The sequence below is a fragment of the Aquimarina celericrescens genome, assembly GCF_042682765.1.
GTDB classification, from domain to species: domain Bacteria; phylum Bacteroidota; class Bacteroidia; order Flavobacteriales; family Flavobacteriaceae; genus Aquimarina; species Aquimarina celericrescens.
Genome location: NZ_JBHUHY010000003.1, coordinates 257,111 through 275,491, shown reverse-complemented (window position 1 = coordinate 275,491; position 18,381 = coordinate 257,111). Strand labels below are relative to the sequence as shown.

The 18,381-nt window shown below is 35.3% G+C and carries 13 protein-coding genes; 5 read left to right on the top strand and 8 right to left on the bottom strand.

The genetic code is table 11. The features are described from left to right. Window positions 1-16: 16 nt before the first annotated feature. Complete coding sequence (locus ACFSJT_RS05085; RefSeq protein WP_378319136.1) at window positions 17-2,152, bottom strand: hypothetical protein; 2,136 nt, start codon at window positions 2,150-2,152, stop codon at window positions 17-19. 186 nt (window positions 2,153-2,338) lie between these two features. Continuing rightward, the gene (locus ACFSJT_RS05080) at window positions 2,339-3,580 is read right to left on the bottom strand and encodes a hypothetical protein (RefSeq protein WP_378319135.1); all 1,242 of its coding nucleotides are present in this window, start codon (window positions 3,578-3,580) and stop codon (window positions 2,339-2,341) included. 964 nt (window positions 3,581-4,544) lie between these two features. On the opposite strand from ACFSJT_RS05080, the gene ACFSJT_RS05075 reads away from it, so the two are divergent. After that, the gene (locus ACFSJT_RS05075; RefSeq protein WP_378319134.1) at window positions 4,545-8,237 is read left to right on the top strand and encodes a T9SS type A sorting domain-containing protein; all 3,693 of its coding nucleotides are present in this window, start codon (window positions 4,545-4,547) and stop codon (window positions 8,235-8,237) included. Between the two features lie 73 nt (window positions 8,238-8,310). After that, entirely contained in the window at window positions 8,311-8,769 is a 459-nt protein-coding gene (locus ACFSJT_RS05070; RefSeq protein ID WP_378319133.1) for a hypothetical protein, read from the top strand. Window positions 8,770-8,782: 13 nt separating this feature from the next. On the opposite strand, the gene ACFSJT_RS05065 is transcribed toward ACFSJT_RS05070, so the two are convergent. The 6 genes from ACFSJT_RS05065 to ACFSJT_RS05040 form a co-directional block, all read right to left on the bottom strand. Beyond that, window positions 8,783-9,886, bottom strand: coding sequence for a TFIIB-type zinc ribbon-containing protein (locus tag ACFSJT_RS05065; RefSeq protein WP_378319544.1), 1,104 nt, complete (start codon window positions 9,884-9,886; stop codon window positions 8,783-8,785). A gap of 40 nt (window positions 9,887-9,926) precedes the next feature. After that, on the bottom strand, window positions 9,927-11,066 hold the full coding sequence (locus ACFSJT_RS05060; protein WP_378319132.1) for an SPFH domain-containing protein: 1,140 nt from the start codon (window positions 11,064-11,066) through the stop codon (window positions 9,927-9,929). Window positions 11,067-11,133: 67 nt separating this feature from the next. Continuing rightward, window positions 11,134-11,862: a metallophosphoesterase gene (locus ACFSJT_RS05055; RefSeq protein ID WP_378319131.1), complete on the bottom strand. Its 729-nt coding sequence runs from the start codon at window positions 11,860-11,862 to the stop codon at window positions 11,134-11,136. Between the two features lie 70 nt (window positions 11,863-11,932). Further along, the gene (locus ACFSJT_RS05050; protein WP_378319130.1) at window positions 11,933-13,069 is read right to left on the bottom strand and encodes an ATP-binding protein; all 1,137 of its coding nucleotides are present in this window, start codon (window positions 13,067-13,069) and stop codon (window positions 11,933-11,935) included. Window positions 13,070-13,295: 226 nt separating this feature from the next. Beyond that, window positions 13,296-13,685 (bottom strand): four helix bundle protein, encoded by a 390-nt coding sequence (locus ACFSJT_RS05045; protein WP_378319129.1) that lies wholly within the window; start codon window positions 13,683-13,685, stop codon window positions 13,296-13,298. A 33-nt stretch (window positions 13,686-13,718) separates the two neighbouring features. Next, complete coding sequence (locus tag ACFSJT_RS05040; RefSeq protein ID WP_378319128.1) at window positions 13,719-14,474, bottom strand: SDR family NAD(P)-dependent oxidoreductase; 756 nt, start codon at window positions 14,472-14,474, stop codon at window positions 13,719-13,721. A 250-nt stretch (window positions 14,475-14,724) separates the two neighbouring features. Here ACFSJT_RS05040 and ACFSJT_RS05035 point away from each other — a divergent pair, with 250 nt between their 5' ends. The 3 genes from ACFSJT_RS05035 (at window position 14,725) to ACFSJT_RS05025 (ending at window position 18,381) form a co-directional block, all read left to right on the top strand. Continuing rightward, window positions 14,725-15,726 carry an AAA family ATPase gene (locus ACFSJT_RS05035; RefSeq protein ID WP_378319127.1) on the top strand — a complete coding sequence of 334 codons (1,002 nt, stop codon included), beginning with the start codon at window positions 14,725-14,727 and terminating at the stop codon, window positions 15,724-15,726. Between the two features lie 97 nt (window positions 15,727-15,823). Further along, the gene (locus ACFSJT_RS05030; protein ID WP_378319543.1) at window positions 15,824-16,690 is read left to right on the top strand and encodes a DUF58 domain-containing protein; all 867 of its coding nucleotides are present in this window, start codon (window positions 15,824-15,826) and stop codon (window positions 16,688-16,690) included. Between the two features lie 41 nt (window positions 16,691-16,731). Next, on the top strand, window positions 16,732-18,381 hold the full coding sequence (locus ACFSJT_RS05025) for a BatD family protein (RefSeq protein WP_378319126.1): 1,650 nt from the start codon (window positions 16,732-16,734) through the stop codon (window positions 18,379-18,381).

The following is an 18,381-nucleotide window of genomic DNA, read 5'->3' as shown; positions in this document are numbered from 1 at the left end:
GAACCGGTTTAAAAAATTAATTAATTGAGAAAGAATCTCCTACGCTTGAGGGGGATCCTATTTGTCCAATTGTAGTGCTAACTAAAGTTAGATTTGTACCTCCTTGGGATGTGCCGTCAGAGGATATATGCTGTACAGTACAATCCAAATATCCGCCAGAAGGTATTTCTGCAGTTCGTGTAAGGATTTGATTTAAAGAAACTGAAGTTCCTACATCTCCAACATATACCAATCCAGATTGTGCGCTATTAGCACCGCCTGTTCTTACAGTATAAGTAACTACAGCTCCTGGATCACCATTGAGTCTGGCAGTGGTTGCTCCGGGACCCGAAGGCACAATGTTGCTAAAGTAAACATCACCCCCTGGAAGAGGAACTGGTTCTGATTTCTCTTGGACCAATATATTGGTGTTTGAAGTTGTAAAGTTATTCTCATCGGTATAGACAAATAATTTAGCCACTTTCAATCCTAGTTCTGTATATGTATGGGAATAACTCGATGAAGGAGACCCTGTTCCTTTTAAAATAGTACCATCTCCATAATCTAACTCCCATTTTAATACATTAGAAAATCCTGCAAGAGTTATATTTAATGTAACAACGCTTTCAAGCTCAACACTGTATTTATTGGTTGATAATGAAATAGTTGAGCCGCAGTCTAGGCAAAAATCAGTTTGATCCTTGTATCGATAATCATTCTGTGCAATAAGAAAATCTTGATCATCCGATATGGCTAATAATCGCTCATTATCATCAAATATGTAGTTAGTAGAATATCCTTTAGGATTGGTAATAGTTGTGACGCCAACAAGTGGATCATAAGTGTAGGTGCTAACCATGGCATTTGGTAGACTTTGACGTATTTTATCCAACTCTGTACTCATAGTAATGTCAGAAGTATTAGAATCATTGATAATATCCATAGCGGTAATGGAATCAATGTCAATTTCGTTGCGACTAGCATTTTCTATTTTAGCTACTAAGTATTGTTTGTCATAACCCCACACATAAGAAATTGGTGCTGATTTTGGTCTTGACATCTCTAAGAGGTTGGCATAATCATCATAATTAACAAATGAGACTCGAGTGTCCATTTGATCAAAAGGTAATTCTTCTTTGTTTTCCTGAATTGATGATGGCATTAAGATTCCTTCATAATCTCCGTATCTAATAAGTGTATGTTTTACAAGGTTATTATTTCTATAATGTCGGGTGTAAACCGGTTCGGTAATTCTATTTTGAAAGGCGACACCTCCCATAAAGGGTACTAAAGAAACTCCATACTCTTGATCGAATGGATAATAATTTTCTGTTTTAAGACTCACCTCAGATTCTGAGGAGTTACTAGTAACAGAAGCTACCAGGTTTTTTTCATTATAAGTATACCTTGAGTTTTGTGAGATAAGCATACCGTTCTCGTACCTATTCTCTCTCTTTTCTGTTTGTAGATGAATAGTCTTATAAACATTATAAGGGTAGTAGTTAATTACTTGGTTATAAAACCCTTGCTGACCTCCAATTATGGTAGTAAGATTAATATAAAATATTTTGAAGGCATTTGCAATAGGTATTCGATCATAGCTATATTGATAAGATACTTCGTTGACAATATCACCATTTTTGTTGTAAATTTTTTCATCAAGGACTTTTCCATTTTTTGCTTCAAAATGATAAGGAGGAGAATTTGCAATTATAAAACCTGAGCTATTTGCTGTTTCATTTGGTTGATTTTCAAAGGTTGTAACAATTCTACCAATGTCATCAGTATCATCTTTATTAATTATAATTTCTTCAACTTTAGAATATCCTATATGATTTCCTTGGGCTGCATTTTCTGTTCCCAACATATTTCTTGAAGTAATTATAGCATTTGTATATAGTGCACCTGTAATACCACTAACACCATCACCGATAACATAGTAGATCATCCTATTCATTAATTTTCCGTAGGATTTGGGGTAGGAAGTACTAGCAAGATCATCATATTTATAGCGTTTGGCTTTTATAGTAGTGCCATTATTATCCTTTTCAATTGTTTTAGCAATTCTGGCACCTCCTATTTTATAATTTTTAAGAGTACCCGATGCATTTGCATCTTGTGGATACCCTGGCTCTAGGTTATTTTGCAGAAGTAAAGAATGCGTATAAGGCATTTGCGAAGGTTCAACGATAGCCGTATGGCTTTCATAATAAAACTCTGTAGACCCTTTGGTGGGGTATTCTATTTTGTTTAATAGACCAACTTGACCATATGTGAAGTTACTTCCTCTTTTCGCATCATTCTTTACATAAGTAAAAGGTGTTCCGTTAAAGCATGAATCGTTAACGGTTATAGAAGGCTAAATAAACTGATTATTTGCACCATTATAAAACCCAAAGAAGTCTACATCTTTTGACGTCTTTTTTGGTAAAGAATTCGGTTGATTATAAACGAATTTATATTCTTGATCATCAACATTGATACCATCTAGTTTTAACCTTAAATAACTTTGTTTTCGGACGTCGTTGATTTTGTCACTATTAAAGTAGTTATAATTGAAGTTTACTCTTTTTTTAATTTTTCCTCTTGAATTGATAATTTGTATTTCACTTAGTTTTTTAGGGGATTTTGTTCCAGTACTAATACAAGAATAAACGGATCCAGGTAATTTGCAAGTAGCGCCAGGGCCTCCGTTCCATGTTTCAGAATCAATTAGATCTTCTCGATCTGAAAGTTTAAAAACAATTCTATTACCGTTGCTTAGATCAGTAATGTCTTTCAAATAAACAATCTCTTGTACTGTTTGTATAGGGCTATTCAAAGATTCGAATTTTGCACTACCATCGTTCTGCCCTACAAAGCACTGAGTATCAGTTCTTGTTTGATTGTGTGTGGGTTGGCTAATGGAAATAAAATAACTATTCTCTTCACCATCTAGATAATAATTAAAATCTAATGTTTTTCCGTGTGGGGATATAATTTTTGTAACATACCATGCAGTAATAATATGTACATCGCGTTCAAAAGAAAATTGGAGACACCCATCACAGTATTCATCGTAGAATAATTCATCAGGTTTTTCTCTAAACACATTAGTACTATATTCTTTTTTGTCAAAATAGTAAGTGAAACCTCTATCATCTGTTAAGGTGAAATTTTTTGAATAGTCATTATACCATATCTTTTCATTTCCTTCATCTAATAGTTGTACTTTGATTCTTCTTTCAGAAGGTATGGGAGAGGGGTCTGAATCTTTTTGAGTCAGTATAAATTTTACAGTCCTTCCAAAAAGGTTTGCTACAAAAATATCTGGTTGTGTGTCAATATTTAAAACACCAAAATGGGATTCTAAATATTCTTCGTAAGCACTATTATACGTATCTGGAATTTCTTGTTCAAAAGCGTAACCATAATCACCAATACGGTTTGCTGACACACGTTTGCGGGAACCAATATCGCTTACTTGATTAATGGACCTGGTTATAATTGCATTAGAAGTTAGAGACCATCCTAATCCTACCCAAGATGATTCTTGGGAAACCTTGATTCCACTAGCGTGATAAGAAAGACTTAAAGGGATTTTTAAACCATCAAAATCCATTTCGTAAATAGGAATCGAAATACTTGGGATTCCCGTATACTTGTTTACTGGTATAAAACCATACTTTCCTAGTTCAGCAGTATTCGGTGAAGGAATGGTAAGTTCATGATGTTTAAAATACCCTTGTGAGAAGAATGAAACAGAGTATAAAAAAAAGCAATGATGATTAATTTTTTCATAGTATAATGTTTAAGAGTGATTGATAGTAACGCGATAAAAATAAGTTGTGCCAGTTTCATTTTTTGAAACTCCAAAAACCAGCTTGGTTAAAATTTTAATCTTATGTTAAAAAATTAAGAAAATCTAAAGGAATAATGATATTAAAAGGAGTATTGTAAATGATGCTTATAGTTAAGTACAATATTTACAGTAGTGTACGGAGAAATACGATTTGTTTTTAACATAATTTTAGGCTTTAAGTTAAGGCTTCTGTAAAATTATTTAAAAAAGCATCATCTTGTAATACGGTTAAACCACAGCTTAACAGTTTGATAACAAATTAGTTGTGAATTGTTTACGCTACAAACAAATTGATTAAACGATTTTAAAATGTGTAGATTATCTATTTTTGTAATTCGATCGCCGATTCTATTAGAGGATCTCGTTTTTTAGAGGAACAAAAATGAGTGCCTTTCAAAAATTTCAATAAATAAAAAATAACAAATTTTTAACGTTGAATTCCTAATTTTAGAGGTCTCTTAATAAAATTATAAACATAGGTGTATTTTTTAATACGGCCCTTGTGTATATTGTATTGATTTGGATTATTAAAAGTTATAGCGAATATTAGATCCTATCTCCATCATTAACTGATGGATGACATTACTACCTGGACTTGTACACTCCAATAATTAATATTCTGACTACGGCATCATAGATAAACTCTTAAATTTCCTTAAATTTTAAGAAAAAAATTCGAAAATTTAAGTTAGATTTGCGAATTACTCACAAATCAGCTTAAAAAATGAAAACATTTTTATTTTATCTCAAACATTTGGTTTGGGCGTTTTCCCTAATGGGAATCATTACTTCTGTGAACGCTCAATCTACACAACTTAAAACAGAAGCAGATTCAAAAGGAGCCAAAGCTCATAATCAAGGTCATAAGGCTTATAAAATGTCCAAGCTTCATGATAATACAGCAGATATTCAAGCTGTAGGTGATAACGCAATTGATAGATATGATTGGGAGTTTGGTCGATTCGAAGATCCAAAAACCGGTAAAATTCTTAAAAGAGAGGCAGAGCTTAAATTTTCTAGTAAGATTGCTATCGGAAATGATTCAAAACAAGCTATTGCGTCTGCCGCAAAATCATCAAAGGCTGCTCGTTTTTCATATTGGAAGAATAGAGGTCCTTTTAATGTAGGTGGTCGAACTAGAGCATTAGCTATTGATCGCACTAACGAGAATATCATTCTTGCCGGTGGAGTGTCTGGTGGATTATGGCGCTCTACAGATGGAGGACAAACCTGGAGGAAGGTGACTAACAGTAGACAGTCTCCTAGCATTACGTGTATTGTGCAGGATCCAAGACCAGGAAAAGAAAGAATCTGGTATTATGGTTCTGGTGAACGTCTTGGTAATTCTGCAGGAGCAGGTGGAGCATTCTATCAAGGTAAGGGTATTTACAAATCAGTAAATGGCGGAAGAACATTTAGACTTCTCGAAGCCACCAATGATAACGATGTAAGAGGTTTTGGTGCTTTGGATCTTATAAATTCTATTGCTATAAACCCCACTAACGGAGACATCTATGCGGGTACTATTCTTGGAATACAAAGATCTCAGGATGATGGAAGAACCTTTACAGAGGTTTTAAGTGGAGGATTTGATAGTAAGGGTGAAGTAATGATTACTCCATCTGGTAAAATTTATGCAGCTTTAGATTCTGAGGGTGATCCAAATAATGGTTATTTCACTTCTACAGATGGGGATACATGGACAGAAATTTCACCTAATATTTTATCTGAATTATCAGGGCAGTATGGAAGAACAGTAATGGAAGCAGATCCTTCTAATGAAGATACAGTATATTTCTTCACCGAGGCAATCGGTGTTCCGGGCCTTACTGCTTTATTATTAAAATATGACTCAACTGCTACTACTCCCGAAGAAACTTGGACAGACCTAAGTGCAAATCTTCCAACAACAATAGGAGGGTCAGTAGGAAACTTAAACCTTCAAGGAGGTTACAATATGGTGATTGAGGTTAGTCCTGCAGATCCAAATTTGATGTTCGTTGGAGGAACAAATATTTATAGATCTACTACTGGTTTTACTACACCTACGGGTCAAGAAAGCTGGATAGGTGGATATTCACCTATCAATAATGTAAGTACTTATCCTGGTCAGCATCCCGATCAACATGCGTTACTTTTCTATCCATCGAATCCCAACAAAGTATTGTCTGGTAGTGATGGTGGAGTAGCGGTTACCGAAGATATAACTACTTCTCTTTCTGCAGAAGAGCCTGTAGATTGGACATCGTTAAATAATGGCTACTTAACCACTCAGCCTTATCATGTTTCTTTCGATCCAGAAGCTAATTCTGATGATTTGGTAGCAGGTTTTCAAGATAATGGAACCTGGTTTACTGATTCTACAGATCCTACTGCACCCTGGATAGAAGATTTTGGAGGGGATGGTTCTTATAACGCAATTGCCGATGGAGGCAGAACTAGATACGTTTCTTCTCAAAGAGGAAATGTATACAGATTTAATTTTAATGAGACAGGAGAATTTGAATCATTTACAAGAGTTAGACCTGCAGGGGCTAATAATCTGGCATTTGTTGCTCCATTCGTTTTAGATCCAAATAATGACAATATTATGTACTTACCGGCGGGTAATAGAATTTGGAGAAACAACAATTTAGATGAGATTCCATTATTCTCAAATGCATTCGCGACAGTCAATTGGGTTGATCTTCCTAATTCTGATACACCTTCCGGAACTTCTATTACTTCTTTAGATGTTTCTGATTATCCTGTGGCAAACAGATTGTACTATGGTACCAATGGAGGTCAGGTGTATAGAATGGATAATGCAAATCTTGATGGACAGGAAGCGATTGATATTACTACAGGAAAAGGGTTGCCGGTTGGATTTGTAAACGATATTAACGTTGATCCTTCAGATGCAGACAGAGTAATAGTAACTTTTTCAAACTATGGCGTTATTAGTTTATTCCTTACCGAAAATGGAGGAGATACTTGGACTAATATTAGTGGTAATTTAGAGGAAAATGCAGATGGAACCGGAAACGGACCTTCTGTAAGAAGTACTGCGTTTTTAGGAGGTAGTCAAGGTTTTTTTGGATCAAGATTACAAAAAGTATACGCAGCTACAAGTACTGGTCTGTATTATACAAATCGATTAAATGGTGAGGGAACTCGTTGGATAAAAGAACCTTTTGCAATTGGTAATGCTGTTACAGATGAAGTAAAGACTCGTAAGGATGGATTTATTGCACTTTCTGCTCATGGTAATGGTTTATATAGTGCGAGGTTTCCTATTTTCAATCAATTACCAGAAAACACTTTAAGTGTTGCTTATCTATTACCGGATCTTTTAGTGGCTGAGAATAGCGAAGATATCGAAATAGATGTTACCGATTTATTTGTACAGTCCAATGGAAATCCTATAGATATAGAGTTTACGAATTCAAACCCAGAGTTGGTGACCGCATCATTAAACGGTAATACCATCACACTCTCTTTTGCTCCTGATAGTCTTGGTGATGCTACTATTGGTTTAATTGCTACTTCTGGAAATGAGCAGGTTGCTGAAGGATTTACTGTTTCAATTTCTGAGTTTGCGATATACCAGCAAAATGCAGCAGCAGTTTCTTCATTACCATCACAAAATTTCCTTGATTTTGGTGCTTTAGTACAATCAGCAGACGATTTTACAATTCCTGAAGGAAATAGCTGGACTATTGAAAGGATTTTGGCGTTTGGAGGCGCAAATAACTCACCTGAATTAACTAGCGCAACAGTGATAATTTATGCTGATAACGGTGGCGTTCCTGGTGATGAAGTATATAATAGTGGCGAAATTGTACCGATTTCTGAGCTAAATGATACTAATATGAACTTGTTACTTCCTTCAGCGGTTACCATAGAAAGTGGAACTTATTGGATAACGGTTTATGCTAATTTGGCCTTTGGTGCGGCACAGCAACAATGGTTCTGGTCTGCTCAAAATGCAGGAATTGGCCAGGAGTCTCATCTGAAGGATCCAGGTAATTTATTTGGTGCAGGAGCACTAGATTGGACCCCTGTAACGTCTGCTTTTGGTAGAGGCCCCTACGATCAGGTGTTTCAGATTTATGGAGAAATTGATGATGCTGGTGCAGGTATTGGCACAGAACTTAATAAAGAGCCTTTAGCTACATTAGAAGGAAAAACGAGTGCTTTAGTGTTCCCTAATCCTTCTTCTGATGTGTTTAGATTTAATTTAAAAGATCTAAAAATACAAGAGCGAGTAGATATCAGTATTTTTAATATTACCGGTAATCTAGTCTATCAAAAATCTGGTTTAGATACAGACTCAACTGTATTTGACTGGAATGCATCCGGAATGACACCAGGATTCTATTTTGCAAAGATTACTAGTGATACATTTTCTGCAAATGTGAAACTTGTGAGAAGATAAATCATCTTTAAAAGATTCTAAATATTATTCAAAAGGAGTTGATTATATCAGCTCCTTTTTTTATTTTAAGATCATGAATAAAATAGTATACATTATATTAATATCTGTATTGTTTTCTTGTAAATCAAATAGTGCTGCACAGGAAAAAGAAAAGACAAATACTGATAAACCAAAAGTGGAAAAACCAAAATTTGGTGACGTGGACACTAATAATCAGATTGAACCGGGCACAGTGTATCTTACCGGCTCTGTTGTAGGGGTTTTTAAAGATAAAGAAATTTGCGGCAAATCATATAAAGCTACTACAGTCATAAAAGTTAATGAAGTGACTGGTTCTGGCTCTGGTATTGTAAATTTAATTTCTTCGGGACAAGAGATTACTTTTGGTTTTTTGAGAGGTAATGTAGAGGATTTTAAAACTTTACAGCAAAAATTCACAAAAGATCAACAAGTCTTTTTTATAGTGAGAGAAAGTCTATGTCCCGATATGAATGGAACAGTTTATGAAATTATTCGTTTCAATAGTCAATAATCAGCTAAGGTTTTTATGATGATATAAAAATTAATATTGTAACAAGAACAATAATAAACACTACAAAAAAGAATATCTTCCAAAAAGAATATGGCCTGCTGCCAGAAATGGTTCCTGTTTGACCATTCACAAAGAAATTATATTTTTTCCCACTGTATCGGTAAGCACTTATGTAAACTGGTAATAGAATATGTTTAAAAGTTTGCTCGCTTAAACTCATATCTACATCATGTACACGCTGTGTGTCTCCACCAATATCTCGTCTGGCCCAGGAAATTGCAATTTTCTCTGCTTCTTTGGTAGATGACAGGTGACCATCTTTTAAAGGAATAGTATATTTTTCGGTGACAAAGCCAGATAGAAAACTGGTATTAAACGGTTGGAGCGAATCCAAATTCCAATTTGAGATTTTTGACGGAATAGCATTCTTTTTTTGATGAGAAGCCTTAATCAAAGTATCGTCTATAAAACCATTGATGTTTCCGCTCGCAGGAGTCCATCGGGTTCTTCTTTCTTGTCGCGTTCTTCGAACGGTTTTTCCATTAACCGTAGTAGTATAAGGCACACTAACATAGTAATAATCACCACGTTCGCCAGTATATGTAGCATGTAATTGCGCATCAAAAGTCCAGTAGGGTAAGTATAAGCCTTTGGTGTTCTGAGGGTCTAATGCTGCTTTTTTAAGGTTGTTTGGAGCAAACCATAATCCTTTCACCCATTTAGAAAATATCTGATGTGATTTTTTTTGATCAAACTGAAAAGGCAGAACAGCACCTGGCAAAATCCAGTCTTCTTTGTAGGCATCTTCAACAATCAATGGCATTGTACAGTAAACACAATGTAGGGATTTATAGTTTTCTTCGATATGTTGATTGGCCCCACAATTTTTGCAATGCAACATCATGATTTCCTGAGAATGTGATTGCGAGCCCATTTCATCAAGATAAGGTTTAAGTTCAAGCTCTTTAAATCCGTCTTGATCCTGAACTATGATTTCCTCATGTCCGCAATACTCACAAGTGATATTGGTAGTACCAGGTTTGTATTTTAATTCTGCCCCACAGTTTATACAGGCTTTTTTTAGTTCTGAAACTACTTTCTTTTTTTCTTCTTCCATAAACGCTAGCCGGGATCTTTTACTATTTTCAGAAGTTGTATTAATTTCCAGGTAGTGGAGGAGGAGTGCTACCACCAAGGAATGATTTTAGTTCTTCAATATCTTTAAGAGCTGTCCAATCAGCCATTCCTTGTTTCCATATTAAAGAGTCTCTATTAATTGTTCTGTTGGCAAACAAAGCCTTTAATCGATCAAAAGATACAGGGCCAGCTTGTTGACCATTGCTGGCATAAAAATATTGCACTTGTACAGGCATTGGTGGTGGAGCCACAGGAGTATTTTGTTGAGGTAAAGTAGCTTTTGGTTGACTACTCATAGGATTCATCATACCTCCCATTTGTTGCGCCAGTACAAACCCCATTCCCATACCCATTCCTGCTCCTGCAGTACCACCCTCATTAGCCGCTGCGGCTTCAATAGCTTTGGCAGTTTTAAATTTGGTGAGTTTATCCAGGTCAAGTTTGTCGATTCTACTGTATTCAAAAATCTCCTTTTTAAGTTCTTCTGGCATGGAGACATTTTCGATAAAGAATTTTTCCAGTGAGATGCCTACAGAATTGAATTCAGGTTGCATGACTTCAAGACAAGTTTCAGATAATTCTGAAGTATTGGCCGCATACAACTCTATAGGCAAGTTTGCTTCGCCAATAGTATCTGTAAAACGGGTTGATATCAGGCTCTTAAGGTGTTCATTGATTTCAAAATTGGTAAAATTAGCATCTGTACCTACGATATCAATTATAAACTTACCTGCGTCATTAATTTTAAATGCATAGGTGCCAAAAGCTCTTATCTCAACCAGACCAAAACGCTCATCATTAAGCGTAATTGGATTTTTGGTTCCCCACTTTTCATCGGTAAATAAGTGGGTATTCACAAAATATACTTCTGCTTTGAACGGACTATCGAAACCGTATTTCCAACCTTTAAGCGTAGTCAAAATCGGAAGGTTCTTTGTGTTTAATGTATAGGTTCCTGGTGTGAACACATCGGCAAGTTGCCCTTCATTAATAAAAACTGCAGTTTGTCCTTCCCTTACTATAAGCTTGGCATTATTCTTTATTTCGTTTTGATAGCGTTCGAACCTGTGAACAATGGTATCATCGGTATAGTCTAACCATTCTACAATATCTATAAACTCGTGGCTTAGTTTCTTCTTTATTTCGTCAAAAATCCCCATAGTTAAATTGATTTTAAATTTGTGTCCTAAAGCTACGAAATAGAATGATTGATGGAAAATTAATTAATTAATTCCTTCCATTTTCTTCAGGATAAAGTGTATGCACAGGATCGCTTTGCCAGAATTCTTTGGTATCAATATCGATGGCGGTTAAAGGACCTTTAAAGGCTGCACCGGTATCAATATTCCAAACGCAGGTAGCTTGAGCTGGCGTAGTTTTGCCTATTCTGGTTACAGGTGTATGACCGATATAGATTTCATCAAAAAGTAGTAATCTTTTTGGGTACCTGGGGTCTGTTTTTTTGAGATCTGTATCTATAGAAAGTGCCATCTCCCATAATGTTCTGTCCCAATAGAACAACTTACTAAAATACTCTCTATCGGGACCGTGAAGATTTGTGAATCCCGCATGTAGAAAAAGTCGATTACGATCGTCTATATGAAAGTTGGTAAGATTTTCATAAAACTGAAGATGTGCATTAATTTCTTCTTGAGATAGTTTCGAATAAGAATCCATAGTTGTTTGCCCACCATGCTTAATCCACTCTGGATTATACGTTTTTTTTGTGAGCCAGTGATAACAAAGCTCGTCATGATTACCTCTTATAAATAAACAATTCTGTTTTTCTTTGAGTTCAATCAAAAAAGAAACCAACTGTGCGCTTTGACTCCAACCATCTACGTAGTCTCCCAAAAAAATTAGTCTGTCATCTGTGGTTATTTTTACTTTTTCAAGTACTTGTTGTAATGCTTTTAGGGCACCATGCATGTCTCCAATAACTAGGGTTCTGCTCATTTATTTGTATTTTTTATAAAAACATAGTTTTCTAAGTGCTCTATTTTAACTAACTGAAGGAGTAAAAACTCTAACTATATCTTACTTTTCTGAGAATTCTTATACTTTCCTTATACGAAGAATAAATCTCATTATCATAGGATTTCAAATATGCTTTGGCCTCCTCTAATCTTTCTATGGCTTCACTAAAATTATTAAAATAGCATAGGAGATACGTAGCAGGAAGGTTACGTATATCTTTTTCTTCGTTTTTTGTTAGTGGTATTTTGTTCTTTAATTTTTCAATTAACGTGTTATTACTGTTATATAAATGAAATAATGTTTTGCGATCAAATTGAGGAGGTTCAAAAAGAAGTTTACTTTCTATGTCATAACTGGCATTATCTTTAAATGTAATTACAACCTCCTCTAAAGGATAGTATCTGTAGGTATCTTGAAGGCCCAACTGTACATATTCGATAATTTTAAATTGATCATCTGACAAAGCAATACTTACTTCATCCAATTCTGAATAAAAAAGCTTTACATGTTCATTAATCAATTCGATATCAACTCTAGAATAATATATTTCACCATTTTGTCTTTTTTCTTTTGCCGCCCAACACACCACAAAATACTCTTTGAATACTTTGTAATTGGGATTGTAATCTTTTCTTGAATTCATAAAATCAAAAACTCCATCGAGTGTAAGCTCTATGTTGTTCTGCGCATGACTTTCTATAGCACTAACGATTTCTGAATTAACATCTTTAATTTCGATATCAAATACTTTGGGCATACTTATGCTGCCATCTCTAAGAAAAACTGTGCCGCCATAATATTTCCAAATGTTTTTACGAAGTGCGCACAGTTTACCCTCAAGAGGTCGAATTGAAACAAGACCTACTACCTTATCACTAGGCAAATGAGGAAAAGGAATATTCTCGTATGCAACCAATGGAGGATTGTCTAAATAAGCATTGACCAGGTTTTGTATTTTACTGTCGTCAAAAAAATCGACGCCAACAATTTGATTGTCCTCATCTTCAACTCCAATTACGATATATGAGTTGTTTTTAGGATTAGAATTCGCTAAGGCACAGATATGTTTCAGGAATTTCGCTTTGCCTTCCTTTTCGCCAATATTGAGCTTACGCTTCTTATCATAAAAACTGTTTTCGTCATTATGGGCCAGTAGGTTTTTAATAAGAAGGCGCTTATTGATCACTACAAGATTCTTTATTCTTTAATTTTTATTGTGATTATCCGTAATATGTAATAATGTAATTCTTTAGCGTCATTCCGAACCTGCCTGCATTACCGCAGGTAGGCAGGTTTATTTCGGAATCTCATTTCGTTCATAAACAATCAGTTGTAATGAGAACCTGAAACGAGTTCAGGTTGACGATTATGGTATATGATATATTACGGATATTCAATATTTTTATTATTTATTAATCAAATTTCGCACCCTTTCTTTCAGATTTTTTAAGATAGTTGATAAATCTTGAAATCTGATCTATTAATTCTTGTGATTTATTGGATAACCGCGAGTAATCTTCAATAGTAATATGGTTTCTATCCAATGACCGTTGCAATTGAGCTTTGGTTTCTGAACAAGATCCTCTGGCATAGCTCAAAAAATTAATAAATTCTTTATTTCCGCCCCTACCAAATCCTTGGGCTATATTATCCATTACTGAACCCGAAGAACCATTAATTTGTTCTCGCAATTTGTAATCTTTACCAAGAGCGGTTGAAATAATTAATCCCCAAATTTCATCACATTGAACTCTTGCTAATTTATAAATTTCTAATTCTTCAAACGATTTATAATGAGCCATATTCAATAAATAATAAAAATAGAAAATTAAAAATTAGTCAAAGCTTTTCTTAACTATTGTACTACTCGCTTGCGCAGTTGGGAATACAATCAAATCGGCAATATTAACATGATAAGGTCTCGTTACGACAAATGCAATAATATCGGCAATATCATTTGGAGTTAGTGGATCAAAACCGTCGTATACGCTGTCAGCCTTTTTATCATCACCTTTAAAACGTACATTACTAAATTCAGTTTCCACTAATCCGGGATGAATAGCTCCTACTTTAATTCCGTAGGGGTTAAGATCCATTTGCATACCTTTATTAATAGCATCTACCGCATGTTTGCTGGCACAATACACGTTTCCATTTGGATACACTTCTTTTCCTGCAATAGAACCAATATTGATAATATGCCCAGATTTTTGGTTAATCATTTTAGAAATTACCGCTTTAGAAACGTATAATAACCCTTTTACATTAATATCAATCATAGCATCCCAGTCGTCAATACTTCCGGTTTGGATAGGGTCCAACCCATGCGCGTTTCCAGCATTATTGACTAGGATATCTATGGTGTTAAATTCTGTAGGTAGGTTTTCTATACTTTCAAACACCTTTTCTTTATCTCTAACATCAAAACAAAGTGTATGAACTTTTACAATTTTGCTCAATTCTTGTTGTAAATTGTCTAATCGATCTTGTCTTCTTCCACAAATAATGAGGTTAATATTATGCTTTGCGAGGGTTATAGCGGTAGATTTTCCGATTCCGCTGGTAGCTCCTGTAATTAATGCTGTTTTCATAGATGATATAATTTCTTAAAAAAAGTGCAACACTAGCATTTGGTTATAGTCTTTTCTAGGCGCATTATTGAAAAATGATGTGTATTGTTGTGTCTTGGATTTTTTTCAAAACAGAGTTTAAATATACTGTAAATTTAAGGTACACATGGTCTATATTTAACCAAGAATTAACAAGAAGTCGAAAAATATTTTAACAATTTGCATTGCTGAATAAGTAGTATTAAATTCACGCTTTAAAAATACAAAATAGATGGAAGAAAACAGTTCTATTGATATTGCTTCAATCAACCAGAAAATAGAGAAAGAATCTGCGTTTGTAGATTTACTTACTTTAGAAATGAATAAGGTAATTGTGGGTCAGAAACATATGGTAGAGCGTCTACTTATTGGACTACTAGGTCAGGGTCACATTTTATTAGAAGGAGTTCCTGGATTAGCAAAAACGTTAGCTATTAATACTTTGGCCAGAGCAGTACATGGTAGCTTTAGTCGGATACAGTTTACACCGGATCTGTTACCTGCAGATGTAGTGGGTACATTGATTTTCAATATGAAGGAGAATGATTTCTCTATTAAGAAAGGACCCATTTTTGCTAATTTCGTTTTGGCAGATGAAATTAACCGTGCTCCTGCCAAAGTACAAAGTGCTTTGCTAGAAGCGATGCAAGAGAAACAAGTAACTATTGGTGATGAAACCTTCATATTGGACAAACCATTTTTGGTGATGGCAACTCAAAATCCGGTAGAACAGGAAGGAACTTACCCTTTACCAGAAGCCCAGGTGGATCGTTTTATGCTAAAAACAGTAATCGATTATCCAAAATTAGATGAAGAACAACTTATTGTTCGCGCGAACCTTAAAGGATCATTCGAGCAGGTAAATCCCGTAATATCTTTAGAGCAAATTTTAAATGCACAAAAGGCAGTTAGAGAGGTATATATGGATGAGAAGATCGAAAAATACATTCTTGATATCATTTTTGCTACACGTTATCCAGAAAAATATGGGTTAGAAGAGCTTAAACCTTTAATAAGTTTTGGGGCGTCACCTCGTGGTAGTATTAATTTGGCCACTGCAGCAAAATGCTACGCATTTATTCGAAGAAGAGGATACGTAATCCCAGAAGATGTTCGCGCTATTGTTCATGATGTATTACGTCATCGTATTGGTATTACTTATGAAGCCGAAGCCGAAAATGTAACCTCTGTAGACATTATTAATAAGATCGTAAATGAGATTGAAGTACCATAGTGTTGTCATTCCTGCGAAGGCAGGAATCTTCATTATAATTTGATAAAAAGTATGATTCGATAGATTCCGCATCAAGTGCGGAATGACAAAAAGAAACATGGATACTAAAGAGTTACTAAAAAAAGTTCGAAAAATTGAAATTAAAACGCGTCGCTTAAGTGACCATATTTTTGGAGGAGAATATCATTCAACCTTCAAAGGGCGTGGTATGACCTTTAGTGAAGTGCGACAGTATCAATTTGGAGATGATGTGCGCAATATCGATTGGAATGTAACGGCTCGCTATAACGAACCCTACATTAAGGTATTTGAAGAAGAGAGAGAGCTCACTATGATGCTCATGGTCGATGTTTCTGGCTCCCAGTTTTTTGGAACACAGCAGCAGTTCAAGAAAGAGGTTATTACTGAAATTGCTGCTACATTGGCTTTTTCGGCTACCCAGAATAATGATAAAATAGGCCTGATCCTGTTTACAGATCAGATAGAATTATTCATTCCACCCAAAAAAGGAAGATCGCACGTCCTTCGAATTATCAGAGAGTTACTAGAATACGAACCTAAGAGCAAAAAGACCGATATCACAGAAGCGCTGAAGTTTTTGTCTAATGTGATGAAAAAGAAAGCAATTGTTTTCATACTTTCAGATTTTATCACTGATGATTATCAACAAACACTCAAGATCGTTGGGGGGAAACATGATGTGACCGGCATCAGGGTATATGATAGAAGAGAAGAAGAGATTCCAAATTTAGGAATGGTGCAAATGGAGGACGAAGAGACTGGCGAACTAATGCTTGTAAACACAGGATCAAAAAAAACACGTATAAATTATAGTAAATATTATCAGGAACGGGTAGCTTATTTCAGAGATAGTTTTACCAGAAGTGGAGCAGGGTCATTGAGTAGTAGAGTGGATGAAAGTTACGTTAAAAAATTATTAGGCTATTTTAAAAGAAGAGGATAAACCATTTTTTGTCATTCCAGCGTAGGCTGGAAACTGTTAACATGAAAGAAAATTTCAAAAATACACAATTGTCATTTCCCCCTTTGAAATGGGCTAGGGGGATGTTGCTGATGTCCTTCTTATTACTTTTTGCCAAAACGAGCTTTGCCCAGGTTTCTGCCACAATCGATTCGACATCAATCAAAATTGGTGAAGAAATTCGTTATAAAATGCAAGTTGAGGCAGATTCTACTCAAATCGTTGTTTTTCCCGAAGGACAAACATTTACCCCGTTAGAAGTAATCGAATCCTATAAAATTGACACCGCGAAAAGAGCAGGCCAACTGGGATTAACCAAAGAGTATGCATTAACGCAGTTTGACTCTGGCAAGTATACAATTCCGCGGCAAAAAGTGATGATAGGTGATCAGATTTTTTACACAGATTCGATTAAAGTTGAGGTAAGAGAAGTGCTCGTAGATACTACCAAACAGAAAATGTTTGAAATTAAACCTTTGGTAACTGTCGATACATCTTTCTTGAATTGGAAAAAATATATCTGGTGGGTACTTGTTCCTCTACTACTACTAGGCTTTATTGCCTTTTTTGTTTTCAGAAGAAAGAAACGAAAAGAAGCCAAAGAAGAAGAATTGCCTCCCTATGAAAGAGCAATGATGGCGTTAAGGCGTATCGACGAATCTCATTTATTAGAGAAAGACTCTCATAAAGAGTACTATTCACGATTAAGTGAAACTGCGCGTAGGTATATTGACGAAGAGGTATACGACCACGCGTTAGAAAGTACTACAGATGAATTAATTATTCGTCTTGATGAAGAAATAAAATCAGGATCTCTAAATCTGGATAAACACACAATCGAGGAACTTAAAAGCGTTCTTAAGACAGCTGATATGGCAAAGTTTGCAAGATCAAAACCCGATATAGGAACTGCAAAGGCTGATCGAAATGTAATTGAACGCGTGATCACCGAAACAAAAGAAGCCATTCCTGAACCAACAGAGGAAGAATTACTTGCCGATGAAGAGTATAGAAGAACGGTTGCAGAAAAAAAACGGAGAAAAAAAATAATATTTGGAAGCCTGGCTGGATTGGGGGTGGTGGCGACCACTCTAATTATTTTTATTGCGATAAAAGGATACGATATTGTTAAAGATACCTTGCTGGGGCATCCCACAAAAGAACTGGCAGAAACACAATGGATAACCAGTGCATACGGTTCTCCGCCGGTTACTATAGCTACTCCCAAGGTTTTACTCCGAAATAATTTCAAACTAACAGAAGAGCAGAAACAGATCCTTAAAGGAAATGAAACATTTACTTATGGTAGTATTCTCGGGAATTTTTATATTGTGGTAACTACCATGTCTTATCAACAGCAAACTCAAGTAGATCTCAATAAAGCGGTTGAAGGAGTAGTTGGATATCTGGAAGGGCAAGGAGCGAAGAATATCACGGTAAAAAATGAAGAGTATCAAACATTGGGAGGAGCAAAAGGAATTAAGGTTTTCGGAAACTTTGATGTAAAAAATGTTGTCCAGAATGAGACCAAAAAAAATGAATACGTGATGTTGAATTTTGCAGAAAAAGGAGGGTTTCAGCAAATAACAGTAATTTATGATATTAACGATCGTTATGCAAAAGATGTTGCGCAACGTATTATTAATTCTGTTGAACTAAGAAATGCCAAATAA

What these genes read in the sequence shown, in the direction of transcription:
- ACFSJT_RS05055 (WP_378319131.1), bottom strand. Translation starts at nt 11,862, where the DNA reads ATGAGCAGAACCCTAGTTATTGGAGACATGCATGGTGCCCTAAAAGCA.
- ACFSJT_RS05060 (WP_378319132.1), bottom strand. Translation starts at nt 11,066, where the DNA reads ATGGGGATTTTTGACGAAATAAAGAAGAAACTAAGCCACGAGTTTATA.
- ACFSJT_RS05045 (WP_378319129.1), bottom strand. Translation starts at nt 13,685, where the DNA reads ATGGCTCATTATAAATCGTTTGAAGAATTAGAAATTTATAAATTAGCA.
- ACFSJT_RS05030 (WP_378319543.1), top strand. Translation starts at nt 15,824, where the DNA reads ATGGATACTAAAGAGTTACTAAAAAAAGTTCGAAAAATTGAAATTAAA.
- ACFSJT_RS05035 (WP_378319127.1), top strand. Translation starts at nt 14,725, where the DNA reads ATGGAAGAAAACAGTTCTATTGATATTGCTTCAATCAACCAGAAAATA.
- ACFSJT_RS05075 (WP_378319134.1), top strand. Translation starts at nt 4,545, where the DNA reads ATGAAAACATTTTTATTTTATCTCAAACATTTGGTTTGGGCGTTTTCC.
- ACFSJT_RS05070 (WP_378319133.1), top strand. Translation starts at nt 8,311, where the DNA reads ATGAATAAAATAGTATACATTATATTAATATCTGTATTGTTTTCTTGT.
- ACFSJT_RS05085 (WP_378319136.1), bottom strand. Translation starts at nt 2,152, where the DNA reads ATGCCTTATACGCATTCTTTACTTCTGCAAAATAACCTAGAGCCAGGG.
- ACFSJT_RS05040 (WP_378319128.1), bottom strand. Translation starts at nt 14,474, where the DNA reads ATGAAAACAGCATTAATTACAGGAGCTACCAGCGGAATCGGAAAATCT.
- ACFSJT_RS05080 (WP_378319135.1), bottom strand. Translation starts at nt 3,580, where the DNA reads ATGGATTTTGATGGTTTAAAAATCCCTTTAAGTCTTTCTTATCACGCT.
- ACFSJT_RS05025 (WP_378319126.1), top strand. Translation starts at nt 16,732, where the DNA reads ATGAAAGAAAATTTCAAAAATACACAATTGTCATTTCCCCCTTTGAAA.
- ACFSJT_RS05065 (WP_378319544.1), bottom strand. Translation starts at nt 9,886, where the DNA reads ATGGAAGAAGAAAAAAAGAAAGTAGTTTCAGAACTAAAAAAAGCCTGT.